Annotated in this window: 22 protein-coding genes and 1 other RNA gene; 4 read left to right on the top strand and 19 right to left on the bottom strand. The window is 67.2% G+C overall.

Going from position 1 to position 25,151, the window contains the following annotated elements; translation table 11 throughout:
• Nucleotides 1-8 precede the first annotated feature (8 nt).
• The 5 genes from secA to ATK74_RS04430 form a co-directional block, all read right to left on the bottom strand.
• A complete protein-coding gene (secA, locus tag ATK74_RS04450) occupies nt 9-2,765 on the bottom strand; it encodes a preprotein translocase subunit SecA (RefSeq protein ID WP_098459914.1) in 2,757 nt (918 codons plus the stop codon).
• A gap of 101 nt (nt 2,766-2,866) precedes the next feature.
• Nucleotides 2,867-3,676, bottom strand: coding sequence for an amino acid ABC transporter ATP-binding protein (locus tag ATK74_RS04445; RefSeq protein WP_098459913.1), 810 nt, complete (start codon nt 3,674-3,676; stop codon nt 2,867-2,869).
• Entirely contained in the window at nt 3,673-4,473 is an 801-nt protein-coding gene (locus ATK74_RS04440; RefSeq protein ID WP_211283280.1) for an amino acid ABC transporter permease, read from the bottom strand. Before ATK74_RS04440 ends, ATK74_RS04445 begins: the two co-directional genes overlap by 4 nt.
• 66 nt (nt 4,474-4,539) lie before the next feature.
• The gene (locus ATK74_RS04435) at nt 4,540-5,382 is read right to left on the bottom strand and encodes a substrate-binding periplasmic protein (protein ID WP_098459912.1); all 843 of its coding nucleotides are present in this window, start codon (nt 5,380-5,382) and stop codon (nt 4,540-4,542) included.
• Between the two features lie 99 nt (nt 5,383-5,481).
• Nucleotides 5,482-6,681 carry a benzoate/H(+) symporter BenE family transporter gene (locus ATK74_RS04430; RefSeq protein ID WP_211283278.1) on the bottom strand — a complete coding sequence of 400 codons (1,200 nt, stop codon included), beginning with the start codon at nt 6,679-6,681 and terminating at the stop codon, nt 5,482-5,484.
• 59 nt (nt 6,682-6,740) lie between these two features.
• Here ATK74_RS04430 and ATK74_RS04425 point away from each other — a divergent pair, with 59 nt between their 5' ends.
• Nucleotides 6,741-7,271 (top strand): helix-turn-helix domain-containing protein, encoded by a 531-nt coding sequence (locus ATK74_RS04425; protein WP_098459910.1) that lies wholly within the window; start codon nt 6,741-6,743, stop codon nt 7,269-7,271.
• Here ATK74_RS04425 and ATK74_RS04420 read toward each other — a convergent pair.
• The 3 genes from ATK74_RS04420 to hpf all read right to left on the bottom strand — a co-directional run bounded on the left by ATK74_RS04420 (nt 7,261) and on the right by hpf (nt 10,674).
• Entirely contained in the window at nt 7,261-8,460 is a 1,200-nt protein-coding gene (locus ATK74_RS04420; protein ID WP_245840686.1) for a winged helix-turn-helix domain-containing protein, read from the bottom strand. The two genes, ATK74_RS04425 and ATK74_RS04420, sit on opposite strands and share 11 nt — an antisense overlap.
• 36 nt (nt 8,461-8,496) lie before the next feature.
• The gene (locus tag ATK74_RS04415) at nt 8,497-9,975 is read right to left on the bottom strand and encodes a substrate-binding domain-containing protein (RefSeq protein WP_143483563.1); all 1,479 of its coding nucleotides are present in this window, start codon (nt 9,973-9,975) and stop codon (nt 8,497-8,499) included.
• A gap of 72 nt (nt 9,976-10,047) precedes the next feature.
• Nucleotides 10,048-10,674 (bottom strand): ribosome hibernation-promoting factor, HPF/YfiA family, encoded by a 627-nt coding sequence (gene hpf / locus ATK74_RS04410; RefSeq protein WP_098459908.1) that lies wholly within the window; start codon nt 10,672-10,674, stop codon nt 10,048-10,050.
• Nucleotides 10,675-10,935: 261 nt separating this feature from the next.
• Here hpf and ATK74_RS04405 point away from each other — a divergent pair, with 261 nt between their 5' ends.
• Together ATK74_RS04405 and ATK74_RS04400 are read left to right on the top strand one after the other, a co-directional pair.
• Complete coding sequence (locus ATK74_RS04405; RefSeq protein ID WP_098459907.1) at nt 10,936-12,324, top strand: ammonium transporter; 1,389 nt, start codon at nt 10,936-10,938, stop codon at nt 12,322-12,324.
• Nucleotides 12,321-12,659: a P-II family nitrogen regulator gene (locus ATK74_RS04400; protein WP_098459906.1), complete on the top strand. Its 339-nt coding sequence runs from the start codon at nt 12,321-12,323 to the stop codon at nt 12,657-12,659. The genes ATK74_RS04405 and ATK74_RS04400 overlap by 4 nt, the downstream gene beginning before the upstream one ends.
• A 34-nt stretch (nt 12,660-12,693) precedes the next feature.
• On the opposite strand, the gene ATK74_RS04395 is transcribed toward ATK74_RS04400, so the two are convergent.
• The 7 genes from ATK74_RS04395 to ssrA all read right to left on the bottom strand — a co-directional run bounded on the left by ATK74_RS04395 (nt 12,694) and on the right by ssrA (nt 20,083).
• On the bottom strand, nt 12,694-13,236 hold the full coding sequence (locus ATK74_RS04395) for a ComF family protein (protein WP_098459905.1): 543 nt from the start codon (nt 13,234-13,236) through the stop codon (nt 12,694-12,696).
• 181 nt (nt 13,237-13,417) lie between these two features.
• Nucleotides 13,418-15,139 (bottom strand): LpqB family beta-propeller domain-containing protein, encoded by a 1,722-nt coding sequence (locus ATK74_RS04390; protein ID WP_098459904.1) that lies wholly within the window; start codon nt 15,137-15,139, stop codon nt 13,418-13,420.
• Complete coding sequence (gene mtrB / locus ATK74_RS04385; protein WP_098459903.1) at nt 15,123-16,688, bottom strand: MtrAB system histidine kinase MtrB; 1,566 nt, start codon at nt 16,686-16,688, stop codon at nt 15,123-15,125. Before mtrB ends, ATK74_RS04390 begins: the two co-directional genes overlap by 17 nt.
• Nucleotides 16,688-17,404: an MtrAB system response regulator MtrA gene (gene mtrA / locus ATK74_RS04380; RefSeq protein ID WP_281255361.1), complete on the bottom strand. Its 717-nt coding sequence runs from the start codon at nt 17,402-17,404 to the stop codon at nt 16,688-16,690. The genes mtrB and mtrA overlap by 1 nt, the downstream gene beginning before the upstream one ends.
• A 49-nt stretch (nt 17,405-17,453) precedes the next feature.
• The gene (locus ATK74_RS04375; protein ID WP_098459901.1) at nt 17,454-18,011 is read right to left on the bottom strand and encodes a YqgE/AlgH family protein; all 558 of its coding nucleotides are present in this window, start codon (nt 18,009-18,011) and stop codon (nt 17,454-17,456) included.
• Nucleotides 18,012-18,053: 42 nt separating this feature from the next.
• On the bottom strand, nt 18,054-19,478 hold the full coding sequence (locus ATK74_RS04370; RefSeq protein WP_169923734.1) for an LTA synthase family protein: 1,425 nt from the start codon (nt 19,476-19,478) through the stop codon (nt 18,054-18,056).
• A gap of 238 nt (nt 19,479-19,716) precedes the next feature.
• Nucleotides 19,717-20,083: a transfer-messenger RNA gene (gene ssrA, locus ATK74_RS04365) on the bottom strand.
• 92 nt (nt 20,084-20,175) lie between these two features.
• On the opposite strand from ssrA, the gene ATK74_RS04360 reads away from it, so the two are divergent.
• Complete coding sequence (locus tag ATK74_RS04360) at nt 20,176-20,544, top strand: FKBP-type peptidyl-prolyl cis-trans isomerase (protein WP_098459899.1); 369 nt, start codon at nt 20,176-20,178, stop codon at nt 20,542-20,544.
• Nucleotides 20,545-20,547: 3 nt separating this feature from the next.
• On the opposite strand, the gene ATK74_RS04355 is transcribed toward ATK74_RS04360, so the two are convergent.
• The 4 genes from ATK74_RS04355 to ftsX all read right to left on the bottom strand — a co-directional run bounded on the left by ATK74_RS04355 (nt 20,548) and on the right by ftsX (nt 25,148).
• Nucleotides 20,548-22,413 (bottom strand): DUF2207 domain-containing protein, encoded by a 1,866-nt coding sequence (locus ATK74_RS04355; RefSeq protein ID WP_098459898.1) that lies wholly within the window; start codon nt 22,411-22,413, stop codon nt 20,548-20,550.
• Complete coding sequence (smpB, locus tag ATK74_RS04350; RefSeq protein WP_098459897.1) at nt 22,410-22,886, bottom strand: SsrA-binding protein SmpB; 477 nt, start codon at nt 22,884-22,886, stop codon at nt 22,410-22,412. The genes ATK74_RS04355 and smpB overlap by 4 nt, the downstream gene beginning before the upstream one ends.
• A gap of 66 nt (nt 22,887-22,952) precedes the next feature.
• Nucleotides 22,953-24,221: a peptidoglycan DD-metalloendopeptidase family protein gene (locus tag ATK74_RS04345; RefSeq protein ID WP_143483562.1), complete on the bottom strand. Its 1,269-nt coding sequence runs from the start codon at nt 24,219-24,221 to the stop codon at nt 22,953-22,955.
• 24 nt (nt 24,222-24,245) lie between these two features.
• Nucleotides 24,246-25,148: a permease-like cell division protein FtsX gene (gene ftsX / locus ATK74_RS04340; RefSeq protein ID WP_211283277.1), complete on the bottom strand. Its 903-nt coding sequence runs from the start codon at nt 25,146-25,148 to the stop codon at nt 24,246-24,248.
• Nucleotides 25,149-25,151: the final 3 nt, after the last annotated feature.

The raw sequence follows: 25,151 nt of genomic DNA, 5'->3' as shown, positions 1-25,151 counted from the left end.
CCCCCTGATCAGGCGTTACGACCGTGGCAGACCTTGTACTTCTTCCCCGAACCACACGGGCACGGCGAGTTCCGGCCAACCCCGGCGTAGGGGTTGGTGTCCGGTCCGGTCGCGCCGGCCTTGGCCACCGCGCCGGTCTCATCCGGTGCGGAGTAGGCCATCGGACGGGCCGCCTTGCGCTCCAGACCCTTGGCCTTCAGCGCGGTCTTCGCGGCCGGAGCCTGGGCCCGGGCGGCGAGTTCGGCGGCAGCCCCGGCGACCAGGTCGTCGGTGGTGGTCGCCTGCGCGGACGGTGCCGGTGCCTGCTCGACGCGGACCTCGAGGTTGAACAGGTAGCCGACGACTTCCTCCATGAAGGCTTCCATCATGGTGTTGAACATCTCGCCACCCTCGCGCTGGTACTCGACCAGCGGATCGCGCTGGGCCATGGCCCGCAGCCCGATCCCCTCGCGCAGGTAGTCCATCTCGTAGAGGTGCTCGCGCCACTTGCGATCCAGCACGGTCAGCAGCACCTGCCGCTCGAACTCGCGCATGGTCTCTTCACCGAGCTGCTCGGTGCGCGCGTCGTAAGCGGCCTGAGCGTCGGCCTGGAAGTCGGTGACCAACTCGTCGATAGTGACGTCGCCGCGGCCCTCATAGTCGGACTGCTCGAGCTTGACCGGGTAGAGGGTGCGCAACTGGGTCCACAGCGCGTCGAAATCCCAATCCTCGACGAAGCCTTCGGTCAGGCTGCGGACGTACTGCTCGACCACGGTGTCGACGGTCTTGCGCAACTGCGCCTCGACGTCGGCACCCTCGAGCACCCGGCGCCGGTCACCGTAGATGGCGTGCCGCTGCCGGTTCATCACGTCGTCGTACTTCAGGACGTTCTTGCGCATCTCGAAGTTCTGGCTCTCGACCTGCTCCTGCGCCGAGGCCACCGAGCTGCTGACCCGCTTGTTCTCGATCGGGACGTCGTCGGGGACCTTCAGGGTCTGCAGCACCCAGGCGATGATGTCGGACTTGAACAGCCGCATCAGGTCGTCTTCCAGGGACAGGTAGAACCGGCTCTCGCCCGGGTCGCCCTGACGTCCGGAACGTCCACGCAGCTGGTTGTCGATACGCCGGGACTCGTGCCGCTCGGAGCCGATCACGTACAAGCCGCCCAGCCCGACGACCTCTTCATGCTCGTCGGAGACCTGCTGCTCGATGGTCTTCAGGGTCTCCGGCCAGGCCGCCTCGTACTCGGCCGGCGATTCGACCGGGTCCAGGCCCTTGCTGCGCAGCACCTGGTCGGCCAGGAACTCGGCGTTGCCGCCGAGGATGATGTCGGTACCACGGCCGGCCATGTTGGTGGCCACGGTGACCGCGCCCTTGCGTCCGGCCAAGGCCACGATGGCGGCCTCACGCGCGTGGTTCTTCGCGTTCAGCACCTCGTGCGGCACTCCGGCCCGCTTCAGCAGCTTGCTGAGCACCTCGGACTTGGCCACGCTGGCGGTACCGATCAGCATCGGCTGGCCGAGCTCGTGGCGCGCCACCACGTCGGTGACGATCGAGTCGAACTTGGCAGCCTCCGTGCGGTAGATCAGGTCCGCCTGATCGATCCGGATCATCGGCTTGTTGGTCTCGATCGGCAGCACGCCCAGGCCGTAGATCTTCTGGAACTCGGACTCTTCGGTCTTGGCGGTACCGGTCATACCGGCCAGCTTGCGGTACATCCGGAAGTAGTTCTGCAAGGTGATCGTGGCGAGCGTCTGATACTCGTCCTTGATCTCGACGCCTTCCTTGGCCTCCAGCGCCTGGTGCAGACCCTCGTTGTAGCGCCGGCCGACCAGAGTGCGTCCGGTGTGCTCATCGACGATCAGCACCTCGCCGTTGAGGATGACGTAGTCCTTGTCCCGCTTGAACAGCTCCTTGGCCCGAATCGCGTTGTTCAGGTAGGAGATCAGCGGGGTATTGACGCTCTCGTAGAGGTTCTCAATACCGAGCCGGTCCTCCACGGCCGAAATCCCGGGCTCGAGCACCGAGACGGTGCGCTTCTTCTCGTCCACCTCGTAGTGGACGTCGCGCTCCAGGCTGCGGACGAGCTTGGCGAACTCGGGGTACCACTCGGAGTTATCCTCCGACGGGCCGGAGATGATCAGCGGGGTACGGGCCTCGTCCACCAGGATGGAGTCGACCTCGTCGACGATCGCGTAGTAGTGGCCGCGCTGCACGCAATCATCGATCGACAAGGCCATGTTGTCGCGCAGGTAGTCGAAGCCGAACTCGTTGTTGGTGCCGTAGGTGATGTCGAAGCCATAGGCCTCGCGCCGCTGCGCGGGGTTCATGTCGGAGAGGATGGCGCCGACCTTCAGGCCGAGGAAGTGATGGATGCGGCCCATCTGCTCGGACTGGAACTTGGCCAGGTAGTCGTTCACCGTGACCACGTGGACGCCCTCGCCCGGGATCGCGTTCAGGTAGGAGGCGAGCACGGCGACCAGGGTCTTGCCTTCACCGGTCTTCATCTCGGCGATGTTGCCCCAGTGCAGGGCGGCCGCGCCCTGGATCTGGACGTCGAAGTGCCGCTTGCCGAGCACACGCTTGCTGGCCTCGCGGACCGCGGCGAAAGCCTCCGGCATCAACGAGTCGAGGCTCTCCCCGTCAGCGAAACGCTGCCGGAACACCTCGGTCTGACCGCGGAGCTCGTCGTCGCTCATGGCTTCGAAGTCCGGCTCGATCAGGTTCACCTGATCGGCGACCACCTTCAGCTTCTTGAGCTGACGGCCTTCGCCCATGTGCAACATCTTGTCAAGTAGAGCCACGCTGATCCGCTTCCTGATCGCACCAAAGCATCGCCGCGCAAATGCGCGGCGGCTTTACCATCCTAGCGAGCCCGGCGAAGATCTCAGTCCGGCTCGGTCTCACCCAGTTCGGAGTCTTCGATGTGGGTCGGGTCCAGCACGCGCTTGAGGAAGATCTGGGTGCGCCGCTCCTTGGGCGCAGTGATCAGTTCCTGGGAAGCACCTTCCTCGACGATCACACCGCCGTCCATGAAGATGGTGCGGTCCGACACGTCCCGAGCGAACGACATCTCATGGGTGACCACCATCATGGTCATGCCGGCATGCGCCAAGTCGCGCATGACCGCCAGGACGTCGCCGACCAACTCGGGGTCGAGCGCGGCGGTCGGCTCGTCGAAGAGCATCACCTTGGGATCCATCGACAGCGCGCGGGCGATGGCCACCCGCTGCTGCTGGCCGCCGGACAACTTGGCCGGAACGTAGTCCATCCGGTCCGAGAGGCCCACCATGGCGAGGTTCTTCTTGGCGATCTCGATGGCCTCGGCCTTCGAGCGCTTCAGGACCTGGCGCTGACCGATGATGCAGTTGCCGAGCGCGGTCATGTTCGGGAACAGATTGAACGACTGGAAGACCATGCCGACGTGGGCGCGCACCTGGTTGAGCTCGACGTCCGGGTCGGTCATCTCCGCACCCAGCAGTTTGATCGAACCCTTGGTCGGCTGCTCGAGCAAGTTCACGCAGCGCAGCAGGGTCGACTTGCCCGAGCCGGACGGCCCGATCACGCAGACCACCTCGCCCTGGGTCACGGTCAGGTCGATGCCTTTGAGCACCTCGTTGTCGCCGAAGCTCTTGTGCAGGCCGGTGATCACCACCGGCGGCTGGGTGGACTCCAGATCCGGGAACAGGTCGCTCATCGCTTCGGGTCCAGCTTCTTCTCGAGCAGGCCGACCAGGTAGGTCAGCGGTAGCGTGACAACGAGGTAGGCCAACGCCACCATCACCAGCGGCGTCGGGTTACCGGTAAGACTCAAGGCATCCTGTCCGAAGCTGGTGAGCTCCTTCTCCTTCACCGCAAAACCACCGATGAAGAGCAGTGAGGTGTCCTTGAGCAGCATGACAAGTTCATTGGTCATCGGCGGAATCACGATCCGCAGCGCCTGGGGCAGCACGATCCAGAACATCGTCTTGCCAGAACTCATACCGAGCGAGCGGGCCGCCTCGGACTGACCGGGCGGAACCGCCTCGATGCCGGCCCGGACGATCTCGGCTGCATACGCACCGGTGACGATGGTGAGCGCCATGATGCCCGCGCCGGGCCCACCGCCAGGGATCTGGAACCCGAACGCAATCGGGACGACGAAGGCGAAAGTGAAGATCGTCAGCAGCGCGGGGATGCCCCGAAAGAACTCAATGAACGCGGCGGCGAACCAACCGAGCGGGCCGCCGGTCACCTTCAGCACGGCCAGCAGAACAGCGAGCGCCGATCCCAGCACAAAGCTGGCGATCGTATAGATCAGTGTGTTCTTCAACGCGATCGTGACGATCGTCGGCCACATCTTGACCGCGACGTCCAGGTTGAAGAACTCCTTGCCGATCGTGTTCCAGTCAGCGAATACAGCTACCGCCAGCAGGATGATCAGGCCGATGGCATAGGACGAGCCTCGGCCGAGCCGTGCGCGCACGGTCGGCTTCAGGTACGGGATGACGCTCACGCGATTCTCCGAGGGTTCACACAGATCGCCTGGTGGGCCCGGCTAGCGGGCCCACCAGGCATCCGTTCAGCCGAAGTACTTCTTGTACAGCGTGCCGTAGCTACCGTCAGCGCGCAGCGCCTTCAGCTGCTCGTTGACCGCAGCCAGCAGCTCGGGCTTCTTGTCCTTGGCAAAGGCGAAGCCGTACTGCTCGTTGGTGTTGTAGGTCTCCACGATCTTGTAGGTCGGGTCGTCCACCTCGTGCTGGTGGTTCACCGGCTGATCCTGAAGGATCGCGTCCACCTGCCCGGCCTTCAGCGCCACGAACATCTTGCCGTCATCCGGGAAATCGATGAGGCTGGCGTCCTTCGGGGCGTTCTTGGTCGCATACGACTTGCCGGTGCTGCCCTTCTGGAGCCCGATCCGCTTGCCGGAGGTACCGGCCAGGTTCGTGATCCCGGAATCAGCCTTCACCAGGAGCGACTGCAGCGAGTCGTAGTAGGCATCGGCGAAGTCGAGGTTCTTCTTGCGCTCATCGGTGATGGTCATCGCCGAGGCCGCGAGATCGCACTGGTTGGCCACCAGGGCAGTGCCTGACTGCAGAGCGTCGAAGTCAGCCTTGATCACCTTCAGGGTGAGCCCCAGCTTCTTGGCGATGGCGCCGACGATCTCGACATCGAAGCCGGTGTAGCCGGTGTCAGTGGAGGCGTCCTCGAACTCGAAGGGCTTGTAGGGAATGTCGGAGCAGACCGTGAGGGTGCCCGGGGTGACCAGCTTGTAGTCGACGGCGGGCGCGGAACTGCTCGCGGCGCCACTCGGGCTCGGCGCAGCCGAGGTGGCCGGAGCAGCAGGGGTGCCCGTGCAGCCGGTGAGGGCCAGGGCAAGGGCGGCGACGCTCGCCGCAATGGTGGAAGTCTTCTTGAAGAGCATCACGCGGGCTTCTTTCTTGAATGCGGGCATAACTCTGTAGGAGCAACTGGTATCGGCAAGTTACCTATTGCATGTGAAGGTGGCGTTACAGTATCGGGCTCAGCCGCGGATGCTCTGGCGTCCCGCAGCCTGAATCCCCTGACCGCGCCGACGGAGCTGGACACTCACCGCGCGAACCAGGAGGCCGGCGGCCAGCGCCCAGAATGCCGCCCCGATTCCGGCAACGCTGATTCCGGAGGCCGCCACCAAAAAGGTCACCACGGCAGCCTCACGTCCCTCGGCTTCGGCCATCGATCCGGCCAAGGACGCCCCTAGTGTTCCCAGCAGCGCCACCCCTGCGGCGGCCTGCAGCAACCCGGGCGGGCCGGCGAAGACCAAGGCGGTGATGGTGGCCGTGATGCCGCCGAAGACCAGATAGCCGAAGCCGGCCACCACTGCGGCCCGCCAGCGCTTGGCCGGATCCTCACCGGCGTCCGGTGAAGCGGCCAGGGCCGCACTGATCGCCGCATAGTTGATCGCGTGGCCGCCGAATGGCGCGCCGACGACCGTGCCCAGGCCGGTCAGGGTCAGCGCTGAGCGCCAGGGCGCCTGGTAGCCGAAGCTGCCCAGCACGGCGACGCCGGGGATGTTCTGTGAGGCCATCGTGACCAGCCACAGCGGAACGGCCAAGCCGATCGCGGCCGACCACGACGGGGCCGGCATGGTGAACACCAAGGCCGTCCCCGGCGGCGGCAGCACGGACAGGCCCGGGCCGGTGCCCACGGCGATCACCGCGATCACCAGGGCCAGGCCCACCGCGGTGGCTGCCGCCCAGCGCGGCTTCCAGGCCAGCATCACCAGCCAGGTGACCAGCACCGGTGCGATCACCAGCGGCGCCTTCAGCAGCGACTGCACCGGAACCAGACAGATCGGCACCAGCACGCCGGCCAACATGGCCTGGGCCAGCGCGGTGGGGATCTTGGCCACCAGCCGACCCAGCCACGGCACCAGCCCGGTCACGGCCAGCAGGACTCCGGTGACCATGAAGGCGAAGACTGCAGCCGGCCAGCCGCCCTCGGGGATCCCGGTCGAAGCCAGTAGCGCCGCTCCGGGGGTGGACCACGCGATGGTGATCGGCATCCGGAACCGCCAGGCCAGGATGATGGTCGCGGTGCCCATGGTGAAGCAGAGCACCGCCAACCCAGACGCCGCCTGCGCCGGACTCGCCCCGACCGCCTGCAGGCCGGTGAGCACCACCGCGAAGGCGCCGGTGTAGCCGACCAGGATCGTCACCAGTCCGGCAACCACTGCCCTGCGCATCACAACCCCGTTCCACATACAGAACGTTCCGTATGTGGAACGAAGAGTAGCCTGAGCCCGTGACGGATTCGGACCTCAACTCAGCAGTCGGACGCCGGGTGCGTGAACTGCGCCAGGCGCGCGGCTTTTCGCTGTCCGGGTTGGCTGCTGCCGCCGGCGTCGGCAAGGGGTCGCTCTCCGAACTGGAGGCCGGCACCAGAAACCCCACCCTGGGCACGCTGTACGCCCTGGCCGGACCACTGGAGGTACCGATCTCGGCCCTGCTGGGCGAGGAGTTGGGCACCGGCATCGAGGCCGGCGGACTCAGCCATCAGCTGATCGATGTCCACCGCACCGAGGCAGCGGTTCGGGAGACCTTCCGAGTGGAGGGCCGAGCCGAGGCCGTCCGCCAGTCCCCCGCCCACGGGCCCGGGGTGCGTGAGCACATCGTGGTCACCCGCGGACGGATGCGCGCCGGACTTCTCGGCACCGAGCGGGAGGCCGGCGTCGGCGAGGTGCTGACCTGGATCAGCGACGCCCCGCACAGCTATCAGGTGCTGGAGGCGCCGTTCGAGGCGATCCTGGTGATTGTGACGCCGGTCAGCCGCTGACGGCGGCCAGCGCCGCGGCCAGATCGCCACGTGGCGCCACCACCACCTCGGCCAGCCCCAGCCAGTCCGCCAGCCGGCGCAGCTCGACAGCCAGACGGACGGCGGTCTGCCCCTGATCGCAGCCAGGCTCCAACCAGGAGGCCTGCACCAGCAGCCGTCCGGACTTGCGATCGGCCTTCAAGTCGACCCGGGCGGCGATCGCGTCGTCGGCCACGAACAAGTAGACGTAGTAGCCGTGGACCCGCTGCGCGGCCGGGGTATACAGCCCGATCCGGTAGTGCACCCCGAAGGTCTCCAGGAGCCGATCCCGGTCGAAGACCAGCGAGTCGAACGGCGCTACCAGGGCGTCCCCGCTGATCCGGCGCGGACGAGCGGCGTCCGCCCACAGATAGGCCGGACTGGACCAGCCGCGGACGGTGACCGGCTCCACCTCGCCCAGACGCACCAGTTCGGCCAGCGCCACCTGAGTCTGGGTCCGGTCGGTGTAGAAGTACTCGGCTAGCCACGGCTCGGTGAACACTCCCAGCGCCGCGGCCGCCCGCCGGGCCAACATCAGCCGAGCCTCTTCCTCGCCAGGGGTGGCCTGTGCGTGCACGGCCGTCGGCAGCACCCGCTCGGGCAGGTCGTAGCGGCGCTCGAAGGCCGTGTTGCGTCCGGCACTGGTGAGTTCGCCGACCAGGAACTGCCACTCGAGCACCGACTTGGCCGCCGACCAGTTCCACCAGCTGCCCGGGGTGCGTTGCTCCTCGTGATCGATCTCACGGGCGGTCAGCGGGCCGCGCTCACGCACCTGAGCCATCACCTTGTCGACCAACTCGGGGTGAGCGCCCAGGATCTCGCGCATCTGGTTCCACGGACGGCTCCGGTTGGCGTCCATCCGCCAGCGCAGCGCCGGCTGCAGGTTCACATCAATCAGACAAGCGGCATGCCCCCAGTACTCGAAGACCCGGCGCGGCGCGACGCCGCCGGCGCGGTCGAGCAGAGTTCGGTCGTAGCCGCCCAGCCGGGCGAACAGCGGCATGTAGTGCGCGCGGACGCAGACATTCACCGAGTCGATCTGCAGCTGGCCGAGCCGACTCACCACCTGCTGCACCTGCCGCATGGTGACCGCCGCGTCCGGACGGCGTCCGAAGCCTTGCGCGGCCAGCGTGATCCGACGAGCCTGGGCCGAGGTGAGAGTCGCTACCACGGCGCGCAGCCTAGCCGCAGCCTCCGACAGTGCCGGCTAGCCGAGTCCGACGTAGCCGACCTGCTCGATCAGGGCCTGGCCCTCGGCCGAGCGCACCCAGTCGATCAGCTTCGGCACGTTGGAGTTCGTGGTGCCGGCGGTCACTGCGTGAACCTCCACGGTGAACGGGTAGCTGCCGTTGCGGATGTTCTCCACGCTCGGCGCCACCCCATCGATGGAGAGCAGCTTCAGCCCGGCCTTGGCGTTCATCACGGTGGCGTACCAGCGGAAGGAGTAGCCGATCGCCCCCGGCGAGTTCCGGTAGTCGGCCACCGAGCTGAGGATGTCGCCCATGCCGGCGGCGTTCTCCTCCTTTAGCGGGGCCGCCATCGGCCGACCCTGCATCACCTTGGCTTCCATGATCGTCTGGCTGCCCGAGTTCTGCGGACGCTGGAAAGCGATGATCGGCTCGTCAGTGCCGCCGACCTGCTTCCAGTTGGTGAGCTGGCGGGTATAGATCGCTCGCACCTGGTCGGAGCTGAGATTCGAGACCGGGTTGTCCTGGCTGACGAAGATGACGAATGCTTCCCGTCCGATCGGGGTGAGCTTCAGGGTCCGCCCGGCCTGCTGTGCGGCCGCCTGCTGCGCCTTGGACGGCTGGGCGCCGAAGAACACGTCCGCCTCCCCGTCGATCAGGCGCTGATATCCGCCGGAGGTGTTGTTGCAGGACAGGTACTGCCAGGCGAACTCGGACAGGCCTTCCTGGCCCAACCCGACCGGCGGCTGGTAGATGGCTTGGCCCATCGCCGCATAGATGGGGTAGGCCGCCGTGGCACCGTCCAACACCGGGAAGTCCGCGTTCAGCTGCAGCGATGGACGGGTGGCCGGACTCACCAACCGGTTCCCCGAGGAGAACGGCTGGTACTGACTCAAGTCCACCTCCTGCGAGACGACCGTCCCGATCGCCAGCTGGTCGGCATTGGCCTTGGCGACCGCCAGCTGACCCCCGGTGGCACCACTCAGCGCCAGCACCACCGCCGTCACCACCGCAAGGGCCAGCCGACCGAGCGGGGCCTTCGCCCGCCGCCAGGAGCCGATCCCGAAGGCCAGTGCCGTAGTGACCAGCGAGGCGACCAGCACCAGCGGGAGGGTCATGGTCGCGCGCACGAACGAGATGCCGATGAGCAAGAGCAGGAAGGGAGCGTGGCTGTAAGCCGCGACTCGATAGCTGTCACCGAAGGCGAACCCCTCGACCTGGAAGACGACCAGCCACGCCAGTAGGAAGTAGGCGGGCCCGATCAGCACCGGCAACCAGGCCTGCACCCAGCCCTGCGGGCGATCGGGCGAACTGGCGCGGGGATAGATGAACACCGCAACCAACAGCACGGTGACGATGCCGGCGACCCACTCCAGCTGACTCGCCCCGGCCTCGGCGAACAGAATCATCGCCACCAGGGACACCACCGAGATCATGAAGGGGAGACCGATCAACCCCATCACGAGGTTCCACGACCAGTAGCGCAACGTTGGGCTCACAGGTCGAACATAGCCTGCGTCACCGGGCCGCGGGGTGGGACGGCGGATCCTCGCCCCGCGGCCCGGACAGGCTCACGCCGTCGCGGCCTCGGCGTCCTCCATGGTGAGGTGAATCACGCCGTAGTCGTAGGCCTTGCGGTGGTAGACCACGCTGGGCGCGCCGGTGTCGGCGTCCACGTAGAGGAAGAAGTCGTGGCCGACCAACTCCATCTCGTCCAGAGCCTGAGCCAGGGTGAGCGGAGTCGCCTCGAAGTTCTTCTCCCGGACCACCAGCGGGCCGTCGCCCTGGACGTCGATTCCGGCGATCTTGCGGATCTCCGGACGCTGCTCCTCCGGCTCGGCCTCGACCAGCGCGAAGCTCTGGTCCTCGACTGCGGCCTGGCCACGCAGCCCGCGATGGGTCTTGCGACGGTCAGCGGCCCGCCGTAGCTGCGCCTTCAGCCGATCCAGTGCGTGGTCGAAGGCGACGAACTTGTCATCGGCGGACGCCTCGGCCCGGACCACCGGGCCCCGTCCGCGCAGCGTGATCTCGACCTGGGTGGCCTGATCGGGTTGGCGGCGATAACCGTAGGCACTGACCTGGACCTCGACTCGAATCACCCTGTCCTTGAGCTTCTCGATCGCTGCGATCCGGTCGGTGACCCGCTCGCGGAAATCGTCGGGAATCTGGCAATGGCGACCAGTAACCAGGACGTCCATGTCTACCTCCTAGGTCGGGTCCGCTCATCTGATGACAAGCGGAGATGACAATGGCACCAAGCCGAACCCTCCCCCGAGGGGGTCGGAGCTGGCCTTGGTGCCATGCCCCCAACCTAGCTCGCCCACCCCCACTTCGCCAGCACTCAACCTGTGGATTTCCGATGTCTGAGCTGGGCGCCGAAACCACTTCGTAACATGGGCTAACGCGTTAGTAACGCGGACCGCATCGGCACGTAACACCGGTACGGAACCCTCATCACCATGTTGGAAATCAGCGCAGGCGACACCGCCTGGGTCCTTGCTAGTGCCGCACTGGTACTGCTCATGACCCCCGGTCTCGCGTTCTTCTACGGTGGCATGGTCCGGGCCAAGGGCGTCCTGAACATGATGATGATGAGCTTCATCTCGATGGGCGTCATCGGTGTGCTTTGGGTCCTGTTTGGTTACAGCATGTCCTTCGGCAACTCGGTTGGCGGCCTCGGCCTGATCGGTAACCCGCTGGAATATGCGGGCCTGCAGGGGCTCATCACCTACAGTCCGGACGCCTCCCTACCCAGCCTCGCCTTCGTCGCCTTCCAGGCCTGTTTCGCGATCATCACGGTCGCACTGGTCTCCGGCGCCGTGGCCGACCGAGCCTCCTTCGGCGCGTGGACACTGTTCACCGTCCTCTGGGGCACCCTGGTCTACTTCCCGGCAGCCCACTGGGTCTTCGCCTTCACCAGCGCGGACGGTTCCGTGGTCGGCGGCTGGATCGCCAATGTGGTCGGCGCTCTCGACTTCGCCGGTGGCACCGCGATCCACATCAACGCCGGTACCGCGGCGCTGGTCTTGGCCCTGGTCCTCGGCCCGCGTATTGGCTTCGGCACCAAGCCCATGCGTCCGCACAACATGACTCTGGTCATGCTGGGCGCCGGCCTGCTGTGGTTCGGCTGGTTCGGCTTCAACGCCGGCTCCGCCGTGGCCGCCAACGGCCTGGCCAGCCTGGCCTGGGTGAACACCCTGGGCGCCACCGCGGCTGCCATGCTCGGCTGGTTGATCGTTGAGAAGATCCGCGACGGGCACGCCACCTCACTGGGTGCCGCATCGGGCATCGTGGCCGGCCTGGTCGCGATCACCCCGGCCTGTGGTTCTGTTGATCCGCTCGGCGCTCTGGCCATCGGCGTGATCGCCGGTATCGCCTGCGCCTACGCCGTCGGCCTGAAGTACAAGTTCGGCTACGACGACTCGCTCGACGTGGTGGGCGTCCACCTGGTCGGTGGCCTGGTCGGCACCCTGCTGATCGGCTTCTTCGCCAGCCCGCTGGCGCTGACCTCGATCGCCGATGCCGCTGACCCGACCAAGGCTCACGCACCTGGTGTCGCCGGCCTGTTCTACGGCGGCGGCTTCGAGCAGCTCGGCAAGCAGGCCATCGGCGCCTTCTCGGTGATGCTCTACTCCGCGATCGTGACCTACATCATCGCGCTGATCATCAAGCACACCATCGGTTGGCGGATCAGCCCGGCGGACGAGCTCAGCGGGATCGACCTGGCCGAGCACTCCGAGGCCGGCTACGACCTGAGCCCGGTCTACTACACCAACAAGGTCCAGCGGACCCTCGTCCTCACCAAGGACGACCTGGCTGAGGCCGACAAGACGGGAGCTTCAAAGTGAAACTGGTAACCGCCATCATCCAGCCGGAGGCGCTGGAGACCGTGCAGAAGGCGCTGGTGCGCCATGGCGTGGGTGGAATGACCATCTCCGAGGTGTCCGGCTACGGCCGCCAGCGGGGTCACGTCGAGGTCTACCGCGGTGAGGAATACACCATCGACTTCATCACCAAGGTTCGCCTGGAGGTCCTGGTCGACGACGAGGAGGCCGAGGCTTTGACCGGCGTCATCGTCCAGGCCGCTCGGACCGGCCAGGTCGGCGACGGCAAGGTCTGGGTTATCCCGGTGGATACCGTCGTTCGGGTTCGGACGGGCGAAAGCGACTCTTCCGCCATCTGATCCGGCTCTGAACGGCCCAAAGGGGGTCCCTGCCTCAGCAGGGGCCCCCTTTCGCTGTCGCCGCCACGGTGACGCAGCCCAGCACCACTGCCCCGGCCGCCCGGCAGGCCCGGGTGGCTTCGGCCAGCGTGGCCCCCGTGGTGACGATGTCATCGCACAAGATCACCGGGACGGTCGGGACGCCACCGGCCCGGAACGCCCCTTCAAGGTTGCGCCAGCGCTGCCCGCGGGACAGCCCGGACTGGTCCTGGGGACGCCGCTGCACCACCAAAAGCGAGCGCGGCCAGACGTCCACCTCCAGCCGCCGCAGCCGTAGTGCGGCCAGCCGGGCCAGCTCACGGGTGTGATCCAAGCCTCGCTCCACGGCTCGGGCTGGCAGAGTCGGCACATTGACCAGCTGCACCGGCTGGACCGGGTCGTCCAGCAGGAGGGCCGCCACGGCGGCGGCCAGTCTTTCGGCCAGCAGCGGAAGCAGCCCGAGCGCCGAGCGCTCCTTAGCCGCGATCAACACCTCCTTCAGCACCCCGGCGTAGCCGCCGGCCGCATACACCGGAGGCAGCCCGGCCAGACCGTCCACCCGAAACGGCGCGGTGCTACGGATGGTGGACCGACATGATGCGCACAGCCCGATTCCCGGTCGCCGGCATCCGGCACAGCAGGCCCCCAGCACCAGCTGGGCGCCCGCCTGGCTCGCCGCTCGCCACCTCACGTACGCACGGTGGGGGTCGATGGCCCGCGCCGTTCAGCCGTCCACAGCCCTAGCCGGAATAGACCAGCGAAGTCACCGCCGACATGGTCATCGGCCAGGCGAACTCGCCGTCGTAGCGATAGACATTGCCCTCGGCGCTGCGGGCCAGCGTGGACCGGCCCGGCGCCACGGCGAGCTGGACCAGCGGGCCGGCGTCACCGGGTCCCAGATCTGTCACCGTGTCGGCGTCCTCGGTGGTCTTGAGCACGCTGGATCCGCCGGTGTCCCCGGTGACCAGCACCGCCAGCCCGGTCGCATTCGTCCAGCCGATGTCCGTGGCCGCCCCGGAGGCCGTTCCGGTGGTGGTCAGGGTGAGCGGTCGCCAGCTGCCCAGCCGGAAGGTCTCACCTTGCCGGACGATCGTGGCCAGGCCGACCTGGGTCGACTTGCCGACCTTGAGCGCCAGCGCCAGCCGGACCCCGTCGGGTGACAGTCGCATCGCCACCACCGGCAGGTTCGGCACCGCAGAGGTGTCCACGGCCACCTCGGCATCGGCGCGGTACACCTTCAGCTGCCGAATGCTGGCCGCTGCGGCCGACCAGAGCTCACCGTTGCGGCCGTAGTCGGGTCGGAGCAGCCCGGAGCCGACCCGCAGCTGCCGTGCCTTCGTCTCGCCGATCCGGCTGACCTCGAGCACTCGCCCGTCCGTGCTCACCGCCGCCAACTCGGTTGCCGCCGCATTCACGGTGAGAGCGCCGGGGTTGGTCAACCCGTTCACCACTTCGAGGCTCTGACTGGCATCGGTCACGTTGCGGATCTGACGCACCTTGTGGTCATCGCCCTCGACCGCGAACAACACCCCGGAGGAACCGGAGTTATCCGGGCTGAGCTGGCTGTAGCTGGCGCTGGTGACCACGGCGCGTCCGGCCGGATCCATCCAGGTGCCCGACTCCGTGGTAACGGTCAGCCCGGCCACCTGAGTGAAGCTGGCCAGGGTGAACGCCAACTCGGCCAGGAGCCGCTGTCGCTGTGCGGCATTGAGCGAGGACGCTCTCCCGCCCAGGGTGATCTTGACCAGCCCGGTCCGGTCCAGGTCGAGCGAGACCACACTCACTCCAGCCGTGTCGATCGGCTGGACGGCCGGCTTCAGCCAGTCCGACGGCCCGGCCAGCTCGGCCTCGACCGCGGCCCTGATCGCCTGGTCCCCGCTGGCGAAGAACCGGGAGTCCGGCACCAGCACCGACCCGGTGGCATCGAGGAAGTGCAAGTCCACGTCGGCGAAACCGGTGGAGAACAGATAGCGGGACAGCAGCAGCCCGGTCGGCGGCTTGGAGATCCGCCACTGACCTTGGGAGTTCTTCACCAAGGCGAAGTCCTGACGGATCGGGTCGGACTTCGCATCGGCCGCGGAGTAGATGCCCTTGGCGTCCACCCGGCCGACCGGCTGGGCGAGCAGTCGCACCGAGGACCCGGCATCGGTGAGCGGCACGCCGTCGGCATAGACCTGGACACCGTCCTCGGGATGCCATTCCTTGCTGGCCTGGTCAGTCAGGTACTGCCGGGCCACGGCATAGTCGGGCTGATAGGTGCTCATCGCGTGCAGGAAGCCTTCGACGATCAGCAGCGGGCTGGCCCCCTCCGACGGCGGCAGTGGATCGACCCGGACGCCGCCGTCAACGCTCACCGCCTGCGGCGTGTGGTGGGCCACCGGCCCGGTGGTCGGCACCGACGCGCAGCCGGTGAGCAGCACCGCCAGGGCCGCGATCATCAGGCGCTCAGTTGCTGATCGCATCGACGTCCTCCTTCACGTCATCGGGGATCAGCGGCAGCGGCGAGGATCGCACCGTGTCGCCGGCCCGCCGCGGCACCGTCAGCCGGAACTGGGCTCCCTCCCCCGGCCGTCCCCAGGCCGTCAGCCAGCCGCCGTGCAATCGGGCATCCTCCAGCGCGATCGACAGGCCCAGCCCGGTGCCACCGACCCGGCGGCCACGGGACGGGTCGGCCCGCCAGAAGCGGTTGAACACCTGGCCACCTTCGGCGACGGTGAACCCGACGCCATGATCGCGGACGGCGATCGCCACCGACTTGTCGTCCCCGGCGACCTGAACCACGATCGGTCGTCCCTCACCGTGCTCGATGGCATTGGTGAGCAGGTTGCGCAGGATCCGCCGAATCCGACGTCCGTCGACCTCGGCCACGCAGTTGCCACTGGCCAGCACGGTCAGGGTGCTGCCGGACTCCTCGGCCAGCCGCTGCACGGCGGCCACCTCCTCGGTGGACAGCCCATGCAGGTCCACATCGTCCAGCGCCAGCTGGGCGGCACCGGCGTCGAAGCGGGAGATCTCCAGCAGGTCGGCGAGCAACTCCTCGAACCGATCCAGCTCGGCGGACAGCAGTTCGGCAGAGCGTCCCGAGGCCGCATCGAAGCTGAACCGGTGGGCGTGGATCACTTCGCTGGCCATCCGGATGGTGGTCAGCGGGGTACGCAGTTCGTGTGAGACGTCCGACACGAACCGCTGCTGCACGGCCGAGAGATGCTCCAACTCGGTGATCTTGTGTTCCAGCTCGGCGGCCATGTGGTTCATCGAACGGGCCAGTCCGGCCAGGTCCTCGGTTCCGGTCACCTTCATCCGGTCGGTGAGGTGACCGGCGGCCAGGCGCTCTGCGGCCAGACGGGCATCACGCACCGGGCGCAGCATCTGCAGCGAGATCAGGTAGACCATCACAGCCAGTCCCACGATCACGAACAGGCCGGTGGCCAAGGTGGCCTGCTGGACCACGGCGAGGGTCTGCTGTTCCTGGCCTGTGGAGAACAAGAAGAAGATCCGGTAGGGCTCCTGGCCCGGTGCCAGCAGCCGGGACGCGACCACCAACCCGGGCTCCTCGGGTCGGCTGTCGGTGAAGCGGATCATGGTCGGAGTGCTCCACAGCCCGTCCTCGTCCGCTGCGGCCGCCCGGATCGAGTCCGGGATGCTGCTGGAGGCCACACCCTCGGTTCCGATCTGGGCGATCGACGTCTCCACGACCACGAAGTACTGGTTGCCGACCTTGCCGCGGTTGGCCGCTTCCCTGGTCAGCTGGGTGATTCGCTCGCCCAGCGAGGTCGTCCGCGGGTCGGTGGCGGACAGGTCGCGCTGCATGCTGGTCACCACCGAGGATGCCTCAGCCACGCTGGCCTGGGTCTTTCCGGCCATGATTCCCTGGACCGACTGAGCGGTGAGGAACCAGCCGGTGGCCATCAGGATCAGCACCGCAGCCAGCATGGTGCTGGTCACCACCCGATACGGCAGCGAGCGCGACCACAGCTGCAGTGGGTTCAGCCGGGCCAGCCAGCGCTTCATCAGGCCGACTTGGACTCACCGGCGCGGTAGCCGACGCCGCGCACCGTCACGATGATTTCGGGCTTCTCCGGGTCCTTCTCGATCTTGGAGCGCAACCGCTGCACATGGACGTTCACCAGCCGGGTGTCCGATGCGTGCCGGTAACCCCACACCTCTTCGAGGAGGACCTCACGGGTGAAGGCCTGCCGCGGACGGCGGGCCAGGGCCAGCAACAGGTCGAACTCCAGCGGGGTCAAGGTGATCTCGCTGTCGCCGCGCCGGACGGTGTGCTCGTTGACCCGGATCACCAGATCACCGATCCGCAGCGTGTCGTTGTCGGAGTCGGCCACCACATGGCGGCGCAGCCGGGTCTTGATCCGGGCGATCAGTTCCTGAGTCTTGAACGGCTTGGGGACGTAGTCGTCGGCGCCGGCAGCCAGTCCGTCCACCACATCGGTGGTGTCGGACTTGGCGGTGAGCATGATCACCGGGACTCCGGACTCCTCGCGGATGTCGCGGCAGACGTCCACTCCGTCGCGGCCGGGCAGCATCAGATCCAGCAGGACCAGATCGGGGCGGTAGTCGTGGAAGGCAGCCAGCGCAGTATCACCGTTATGGCAGAGCCGAGCGTCGTACCCCTCCGACTCCAGCACGATGTGCAGCATCTCGGCGAGGGCCTCGTCGTCATCCACCACCAGGATCCGCGCCGGTGCGGTGCGGGGAGCCTCTGAAAGCAACTTCCCTCCTTGGACTTCCAACAGCGTCATCCTATGCGACAAGGGGCGCTCAGTTGAGTTCCGCGTTCGCCGTCCATGTGGAGAGCAGCGCGAGCTCTCCCCCTTGCCGACGTAGTACCCGCCGCCACAAGCTGTTCGGCTGGGTGTCGAAGACGTCATCATGGGCCGCCGGCAGCACATGCCACATGGCCAACTCGAGCTCCCGTTCCAACTGACCGGCATCCCAACCGGCGTAGCCGGCGAAGATCCGCAGGCGTCGGTAGGCCCCGGCAGCGATCTCCACGGGGGTCTCCAGGTTGAGCAGCCCCACCCTTCCGAAGATCGGACGCCAGCCGGGCGGCTCCTCACCGGCGTGGGACGGCTCCGCCAGGCAGATCGCTCCCTGCTGGGACACCGGGCCGCCGTCGAACAGCCGGGCCGGCTCGCTGACCAGACCGGCCCAGGACGGAAGTGCACTGCCCAGATCGAGTTCGGAGATGCGGTTCAGGACGACTCCGACCGTGCCGGACTCGTCCACCTCGACCAGCAGCACCACGGTGCCGTCGAAGACACCGTCGCTGATCGTGATGCCGGCAACCAACAGGTCGCCAACCGCGAATCCGGACATCTCACCTCCCTGGGCCCAACCATATCCAGTGCCTGAACGAGTTCAGCGAGCCCAGATCCGGGCATAGAAGTCCCGAGACGGTGCGGCCAGCAGCGCGCGATAGGTGTCGGACGGCAGGCTCAGCGCCACTCCCCGGACCGCTCGCGTGCCCAGCAGGGACAGGCCCAGGCCCGCGCGTCCGTCCGGGATCGAGAAGCCGAGCGCCTCCAGCGTGGTCGGCAGCACCGAGAACTGGTCGCCGCGATCCACCCCGAGGTGCACCGGCCGGGGGCTCCACAGCCGGAAGAAGATGCTCCGCTGGCCGGCGTGCGACAGCTCCTGGTGAAAGGCGGTGCCGTCGCCGACCGCCTTGAGGTGGTCACCGGTCACGACCACCACCGTGTCCTTCAGGTAGCCGGCCGCGCGCAGGTGCTTCAGGAAGCCCGCAACCGCTCGCATGGAGCACTTGGTTGCCACAGCCATCGACGCGCCCTGACCGGCATTGCAGGAACCGTGCACGGTGGCCGGCTCGTGGGTATCCAAGGTGAGCAGGGTGAGATTGAAGGGCTGCTGGCGCGCGTGCAGGTCGTCGACGATCGCAGCGGCCCGATCGAACAACCGCTCATCCGACAGCCCCCAGCTGGAGATGTCCTGGGCGGGCTCTCCTTGCCGCACCCAGTCGTCCAGCCCCAGCACTGTCTGGTAGCCGTGGGCACTCAGGTACTTGCCCTTTCCTGCGAACTCAGTCGTGGCTCCGCCGGCGAAGGTGCTTGTGTAGCCGGCATCACGCAGCACGTCGCCCAGGCAGACCGCACCAGGCAGGTAGCTGTCCACCCGCTCACCGGTCTCGTTCGGATCGAACCCCGCCTGGAAGAGGTCACTCTTCAGCGCCAGCCCGCACTGAGTGGCGACGATGCCGGCCATGGTCCACCCGCTGCTGGCGGGCTGCTCGAGGCGCGGATAGGACGACCAGTCGGCGGTTGCCGCCTTCACCTCGCTGAGCAAGTCCTCTCCGAACAATGCCGAGTCACCGAAGGCGTTCTCGATCGACTCCAGGTAGATCGTGATCAGGTTCAGCGGACGGGCCGGGCCGGCCGTGACCGACGGCGTCACGTAGTAGGGCTCGATCGAGCGACCATCGGTGAGCGAGTACAGATACTGCGGCACGCCCGTGATCGATGCGAAGCCGGCGAACGACACCACAGCAGCCAGCAGCGGTAGCCAGATCGGCCCAAAGGTGACTCGTCCACGGACTCGTCCGCCTCTGCGGCCCCTGCGGATGACGATGATCGCGATCACGAGAACCAGCGCCAACGGAGCGATCAACCAGGCGGCCAGCTCGACCGCGACAGCGCCCGCGCCGGCCTCGGAGGCTCCTCCGGGCAGATTGAGCAGCGCCTGATCCAGCAGTACGGCTCCGAACCGGTAGCGAACCCAGATCCCAGTAACGGCGAAAGCCAGCGTGGACACAATGAGCACCCAACGCACCACATCGACTATGTGCCGAGGTGCGCCAGGAGCAGCTGGAGTGGTGCCGGCCATCGTGGAATCACGATAAGTCGCACGAAGCCGGCCCCGGACGAGCGGAACTGGAGTTCGGCCGAATCGGCCGCAAAATGTCCGGCTGGGGCACGCCGAGAATGGGACGGCCCCCGTTCGGCGCATCAGGTGCGCCCGACGGGGGCCGTTCTCAGCAGGGTGCCGCTGACCGGGAAGGTCAGGCAGCTGGTGGAGGTGGCGGGAGTCGAACCCGCGTCCTCAAGAGGTGAACCAGGACTTCTCCGGGCGCAGCCGACTAGGCGTTCTGCTTGGCTCTCACCCTCTCATCGGCAAGTGGTGAACAAGCCCAGTTCCATAAGTTTCCCCGCACAGCCCTGGAACGAGACTGCACAGGTAAGCCTCCAAAATGAGGCCAGGATCCGGACGGAAGGCACATCCGGACTGACCCTTCGGTCACTGCTCAGGCAGCGAGAGCGAAGTCAGTGCGCTTGGAATCGGCACTTATTGGTTTTCGGGAATCGTTAACGAGATGTCCCCGATCCTCGGCCCGCTTCTCCTGGGACTACCGTCCCAAGTCGAAACCAGTCACCCCCTGTTGAGTTGTCGCCGGCCAGGATCTCTCCTGTCCAGCTTTCAAAGCATACGCGCTCGGACCCAGGGATGCTCATTGGGTAGGGTGCCGGGCATGGAAAAGCCATTCGTCGACCCGATCGAGGGTCCAGCTCCCACCGAACTGCAGATCATCGATCTGGAGGTCGGCACCGGCCCCGAGGCGGTCGCCGGCAAGACCGTCGCCGTGCACTACGTGGGGGTCGCCCACTCCAGCGGCGAGGAGTTCGACTCCAGCTACGACCGCGGCGCTCCCCTGGTTTTCCCGCTGGGCGCCCGTCGGGTGATCACCGGCTGGGATACCGGCCTGATCGGCATGAAGGTCGGCGGACGACGCCGCCTGGAGATCCCGCCGCACCTGGCCTACGGCGATCGTGGCGCCGGTGGTGCCATCGCACCGGGCGAGACGCTGATCTTCGTCTGCGACCTGGTCGGAGTGAAGTAACCGCTACCAGCTACCGGCGCCGCCCCCGCCGCCGCCACCACCGGAACTGAAGCCGCCGCCTCCGCCGAAGTCACCGCCACCAAAGGCGGATCCGCCACTGCCGAAGCCAGTGTCGGAACTGAACGCGGGGGCGGCGGCGGCCACCGACCCGAGTACCGAGCTGTCGAGTTGGTTCAGCTGCCAGCCCAGGGTGGCCAGGCTCCAGTTCGGACCGTAGTACCACGTCGGGACGATCTCCGGAATCCGGCCCAACTCGACCAGACGTTCACAGACCTTCGTCCAGCGCTCGGTGAGGTCGAACATCACCGCCCAGGGCAGGTACTTGCTGAAGATGTCCTCGCCCTCTTCGAACTTCAGCTGTTCGGCCTCGGCCGTGGCGAGGTAGAGCCGGAAGCCCTCGACCTGATCGGTCAGCGCTCGGCCCACCCCGGTCCGCTGACCGCGACGCAGCCGGGAGCGCACCACCACCCAGGTGATCACCACCGACGCCACCACCGGGAGCAGCCACAGCGCCAGCGAGCCCAGCAGGTTCACTCCGAAGAAGCCGGCTATCAGCATGGGGAAGATCGCCTTGGCCGCACTGGAGCCGACCCCGGTCACCCCGCCAGGCTGGCGGGCGAACCAGTGCTCTGCGGTGGCTCGCGCCAGCACCGTCCGACCGACAGCCTCATGGGCATCGGTCAAGGTGCCGGCTTCGCCGAGGTCGCGCAACTGACCGACCTGACCGCTGGGGAACAGCTCTCCCAACAGCACCCGCTCGGGCTCGGCCAGCGGGACCGTCGGATCGAGCAACTCAACCTGCTGGACCTCGTCGCTGCGCAGCCGGACGGCCCCGCTGACCGCAAGACTGACCAGGGTCGCCGTGGTGTCACGCACCTGAGTCTCGCCATCAGCCAACAGTCCCGCCTCTGCCACGGCGATCGGCGGCGGAGCGAAGCAGACCGGGATCTCCAGCTTCGGATCGCCGATCACCTCGGTGGCCGCCGCACCCGGCGGCGGGAAGGTCCCCGGCGGCATGCCGGCGAAGCGGTAGTCACGGTTGCGGCGACGCAGGTAGGCCCAGCCGGCCAATGGGATCAGGGCGGCCACCCCGAGCGCACCGCCCAGCGTCCAGGCCACCTGACGGTTGGCGGCGGCATCGGCGTTCTCCTCGCGGAGCGGACGAGGGTCACTCACCGCTCCGGGAGCGAGCCGGACGCCGATGGTCATCAACTCCCCCGAGGGCACCAAGCCGGCAAAGACAGCCTGCGCACCGCTGACCTCGGACGTGCCGCAGCTCCCCTGCTGGCCGGCCCGGGCAATCGAGCACACTGCCTGCTGGGCGCCACCCGGCACACTCACCTGGACCCGAACAGCGTCGATCGGCGGCATCGTGGAGCCGGTGACGTCCCAGTAGAGCTGGTCGACACCGTCCACCGAGCGAAGCAGGCCGAGCACTCGGTAGGAGATCACATAGGTGGCCGTGTCGGCTCTGATCGTCCGATCGGACGAGCCGATCCGCAGCTCGAGGTACTGCTCACGTCCACTGCCCTGCGCGGTGGTCTTCAGCCGCGTGGAGACGCTGGGATCGGGACTGGAGACACTGATCTGGTCGATCCGGTAGACCATGTCATAGTCGCTGCCGTCCGGCTCACGAGTGACCAGGGTCCGGGTGATGCCGTGACGTCCGGACGACGCTCCGAACCTCCACACGAAGGTCTCGGTGACGTTGGTGTAGCCCTGCTCGTCCACCACGGCAGCGACCGTGAGACTGTCGATCCGGTCGCCGGAGGCGGCCAGCGCCGCGGGGGCCGCAGCCAATACCGACCAGCAGGTCAGCACCAGGACGGCCAGCCCCGCCAGCCAGGACGACAGCGGTCGCCGAGTCACCGTTCGCCCCGGCTACGGGCGGCCAGTTCGCGCCGCGCCTCCCGGTCCGCGTCTCGAGCGGCGATGGTCTGCCGCTTGTCCCAGTCCTTCTTACCGGTGGCGATCGCCAGCTCGACCTTGGCGTAGCCGTCGGAGAAGTAGATAGCCAGCGGGACGATGGTCTTGCCGGTCGCCGAGGTCTCCCGATCCAGCTTGGAGATCTCCTTGCGGTGCAGCAGCAGCTTGCGGTTGCGCCGGGTGGCGTGGTTGGTCCAGGTGCCGAAGGCGTACTCGGGAATGTGCGCGTTGCGCAGCCACACCTCGCCGTCGTCGACGGTCGCGAACGCGTCGGCCAGCGACGCGCGTCCCAGCCGGAGCGACTTCACCTCGGTACCGGTGAGCACGATGCCCGCCTCGAAGCGGTCGTGAAGGTGGTAGTCGTGCCGCGCTTTGCGGTTCTGCGCCACCATGATCCGGCCCTGCGGTCGCGGCATAGCTCCTCCTTCCCGATGCGGTCCAGTCAGCCTACCAACTCCGGCCGACGGCTCCCCCGGTCGGGCTCAGAGGTACTTCATCGGGTTGACGCGCTCCCCGTTGCGGTAGATCTGCAGATGCAGGTGGCACCCGGTGCTCAGTCCGGTGGTGCCCACATAGCCGACGATCTGGCCCTGAGCCACATACTGTCCGGCCTTCACGATGACCTTCGACTGATGGGCATAGCCACTGGCCAGCTGCGCGCCGTTCCTCTTGCCATAGCTGATGATCGTGTAGTTGCCGAAGCCGGTGGTCGTCCAGCCGGCCGAGATGACCTTGCCGTTGGCCATGGCCCGAATCGGGGCACCACAGGCCGCACCGAAGTCCGTGCCCCAGTGCATCCGCCAGTAGTGCAGGATCGGGTGGAACCGCATCCCGAACGGCGATCCAGCCGGCGCATTGACCGGACGAATGAAGCCGCCCTTGTTGACCAGGTTGTAGTTGTCCTTGGCCAGCTTGGCGGCGATCGCGGCCTCCTCACGCTGCAGCTTCTCGTACTGCGCGGTGGACTGCTCAAGCTCGTTCTCGGCCGCGGCGCGCGCCTGCTTGTTCTTCTCCACCAGTGCAGTCACGGTTGCCCGATAGCCCGCCGCTTCCTCGGTGAGCTGCTGCACCTTGGCCAGAGCGGCCGCGCTGGCCTGCTTGCGCTCAGCCGACTTGGCCTGGGCAGCCTGTGCGGTGGCGCTGAGCCGCTGCAAGGTGGCCTCCGCGGCACGCAGTCGGACGTACTGCGCCTGGACGCTGCCGAAAATGGTGTCGGTCCACTGCATCCGCTGCGCGAGCTCCGTGGGAGTGTCAGCGCCAACGAAGACGGTCACGCCGACCAGCGGAGTCTGCTGCTGATAGGCGGTGCGGACGGCGTTGGCGACCACCCGGCGCTGCTCGTCCACCTCGGCTTGGGCCTGCCGCTCGGCCGCCTGTGCAGCCTGCGCGGCTGAGTCCGCCTCGGCCAGCTCCTGGGCGATCCGGGCGTCATCGGCCTTCGCCTGGTCGAGCTTGGCGGTGGCGGTCGCGAGCGCGTGCTGCGCCTCCACCAACTCCGCCTGCGAGTCGGCGAGCCGCGCCTTCGCCTCGGCCAGCACCTTCTTGTCGGAGGCGATGTCCTTGTTGGTCTGGGACAGCTCGCGGCGAACCCGGTCCCGCGCATCGTTCAGGTTCTCGGCCTGAGCCGGGCCGCCCAGCCCCAAACTCAGGCACAGGACAATGCCGATCACCAGCGACGGCCGCAATGCGGCGCGCAGTCGTCCAGGGCGTCTGCCCCGGGCCACGTTCTGGGTGGAGGAAGACACCCGCACGATTCGCCCCTATCAGTTGTGTGGCTAGACCCGAAGGAACCTTCGGGTTGCGATCAGGGTTGGCACTACCGAAAGAACGATGGCGACGATCGAAATGATCCCCATCGCCCAGCCGACCTGCGTCCATTCGATCCACCTGATGGTGGTGATCTCCTTGGCCGCCTTGTCGACGATCACGAACTTCTCGACACCGGCCAAGGTCAGACAGGCCAGCGCCGCTCCGCCGATGGCAGCCACCAACGACTCCATCAGGAAGGGCAGCATGATGTACCAGTTCGACGCGCCGACCAGCCGCATGATGCCGATCTCCCGCCGTCGGGAGAAGGCGGCCATCCGGATGGTGTTGCCGATCTGGAGCGCGGCGGCCAACAGCAGCAGGCCGCTCAGCCCGACCGTGGCCCAGCGGGCCAGGTTCAGCCAGGCGAACATCGGATCCAAGATCTTGCGCAGGTCCTGGACGAGCTGGACGCCGGGCATCCCGGTCACTGCCGAGACCACCCCGAGATACTCCTCGGGGTTCTTCAGCTTCACCCGGAACGAGTCCTGCATCATCTCGACCGTGGTCGACTGCAGCACCGGATTGTCGGCGTAGAACTCCTTGAACTGCTGGTAGGCCTGCTCCTTGGACTCGTAGTAGACCTCGGCCACCTCAGGATTGGCGCGAAGGGTCTGCTCGATGGCTTGGCGCTGAGCGTCCGTGGTGCCCACGCCGTCCTCACAGTTGGCCCCCGGCGAGTCCGGGACGCACAGGAAGACGCTGATCTCGATCTTGTCGTACCACTCGTCCTTGAGCCGATCCACCTGCTGGGCGACCAGCAGGCCGGTGCCGAACAGAGTCAGCGAGACCCAGATGGTGACCACGACCGCGACTGCCATCGACGCATTGCGGCGCAGTCCGGACCACGCCTCGGTGAAGGTGTGCCTCATCGT

Source organism: Propionicimonas paludicola (assembly GCF_002563675.1).
Taxonomy (GTDB): domain Bacteria; phylum Actinomycetota; class Actinomycetes; order Propionibacteriales; family Propionibacteriaceae; genus Propionicimonas; species Propionicimonas paludicola.
Note: the sequence above shows the minus strand (reverse complement) of the source record. Positions and strands in the feature narration are given on the sequence as shown.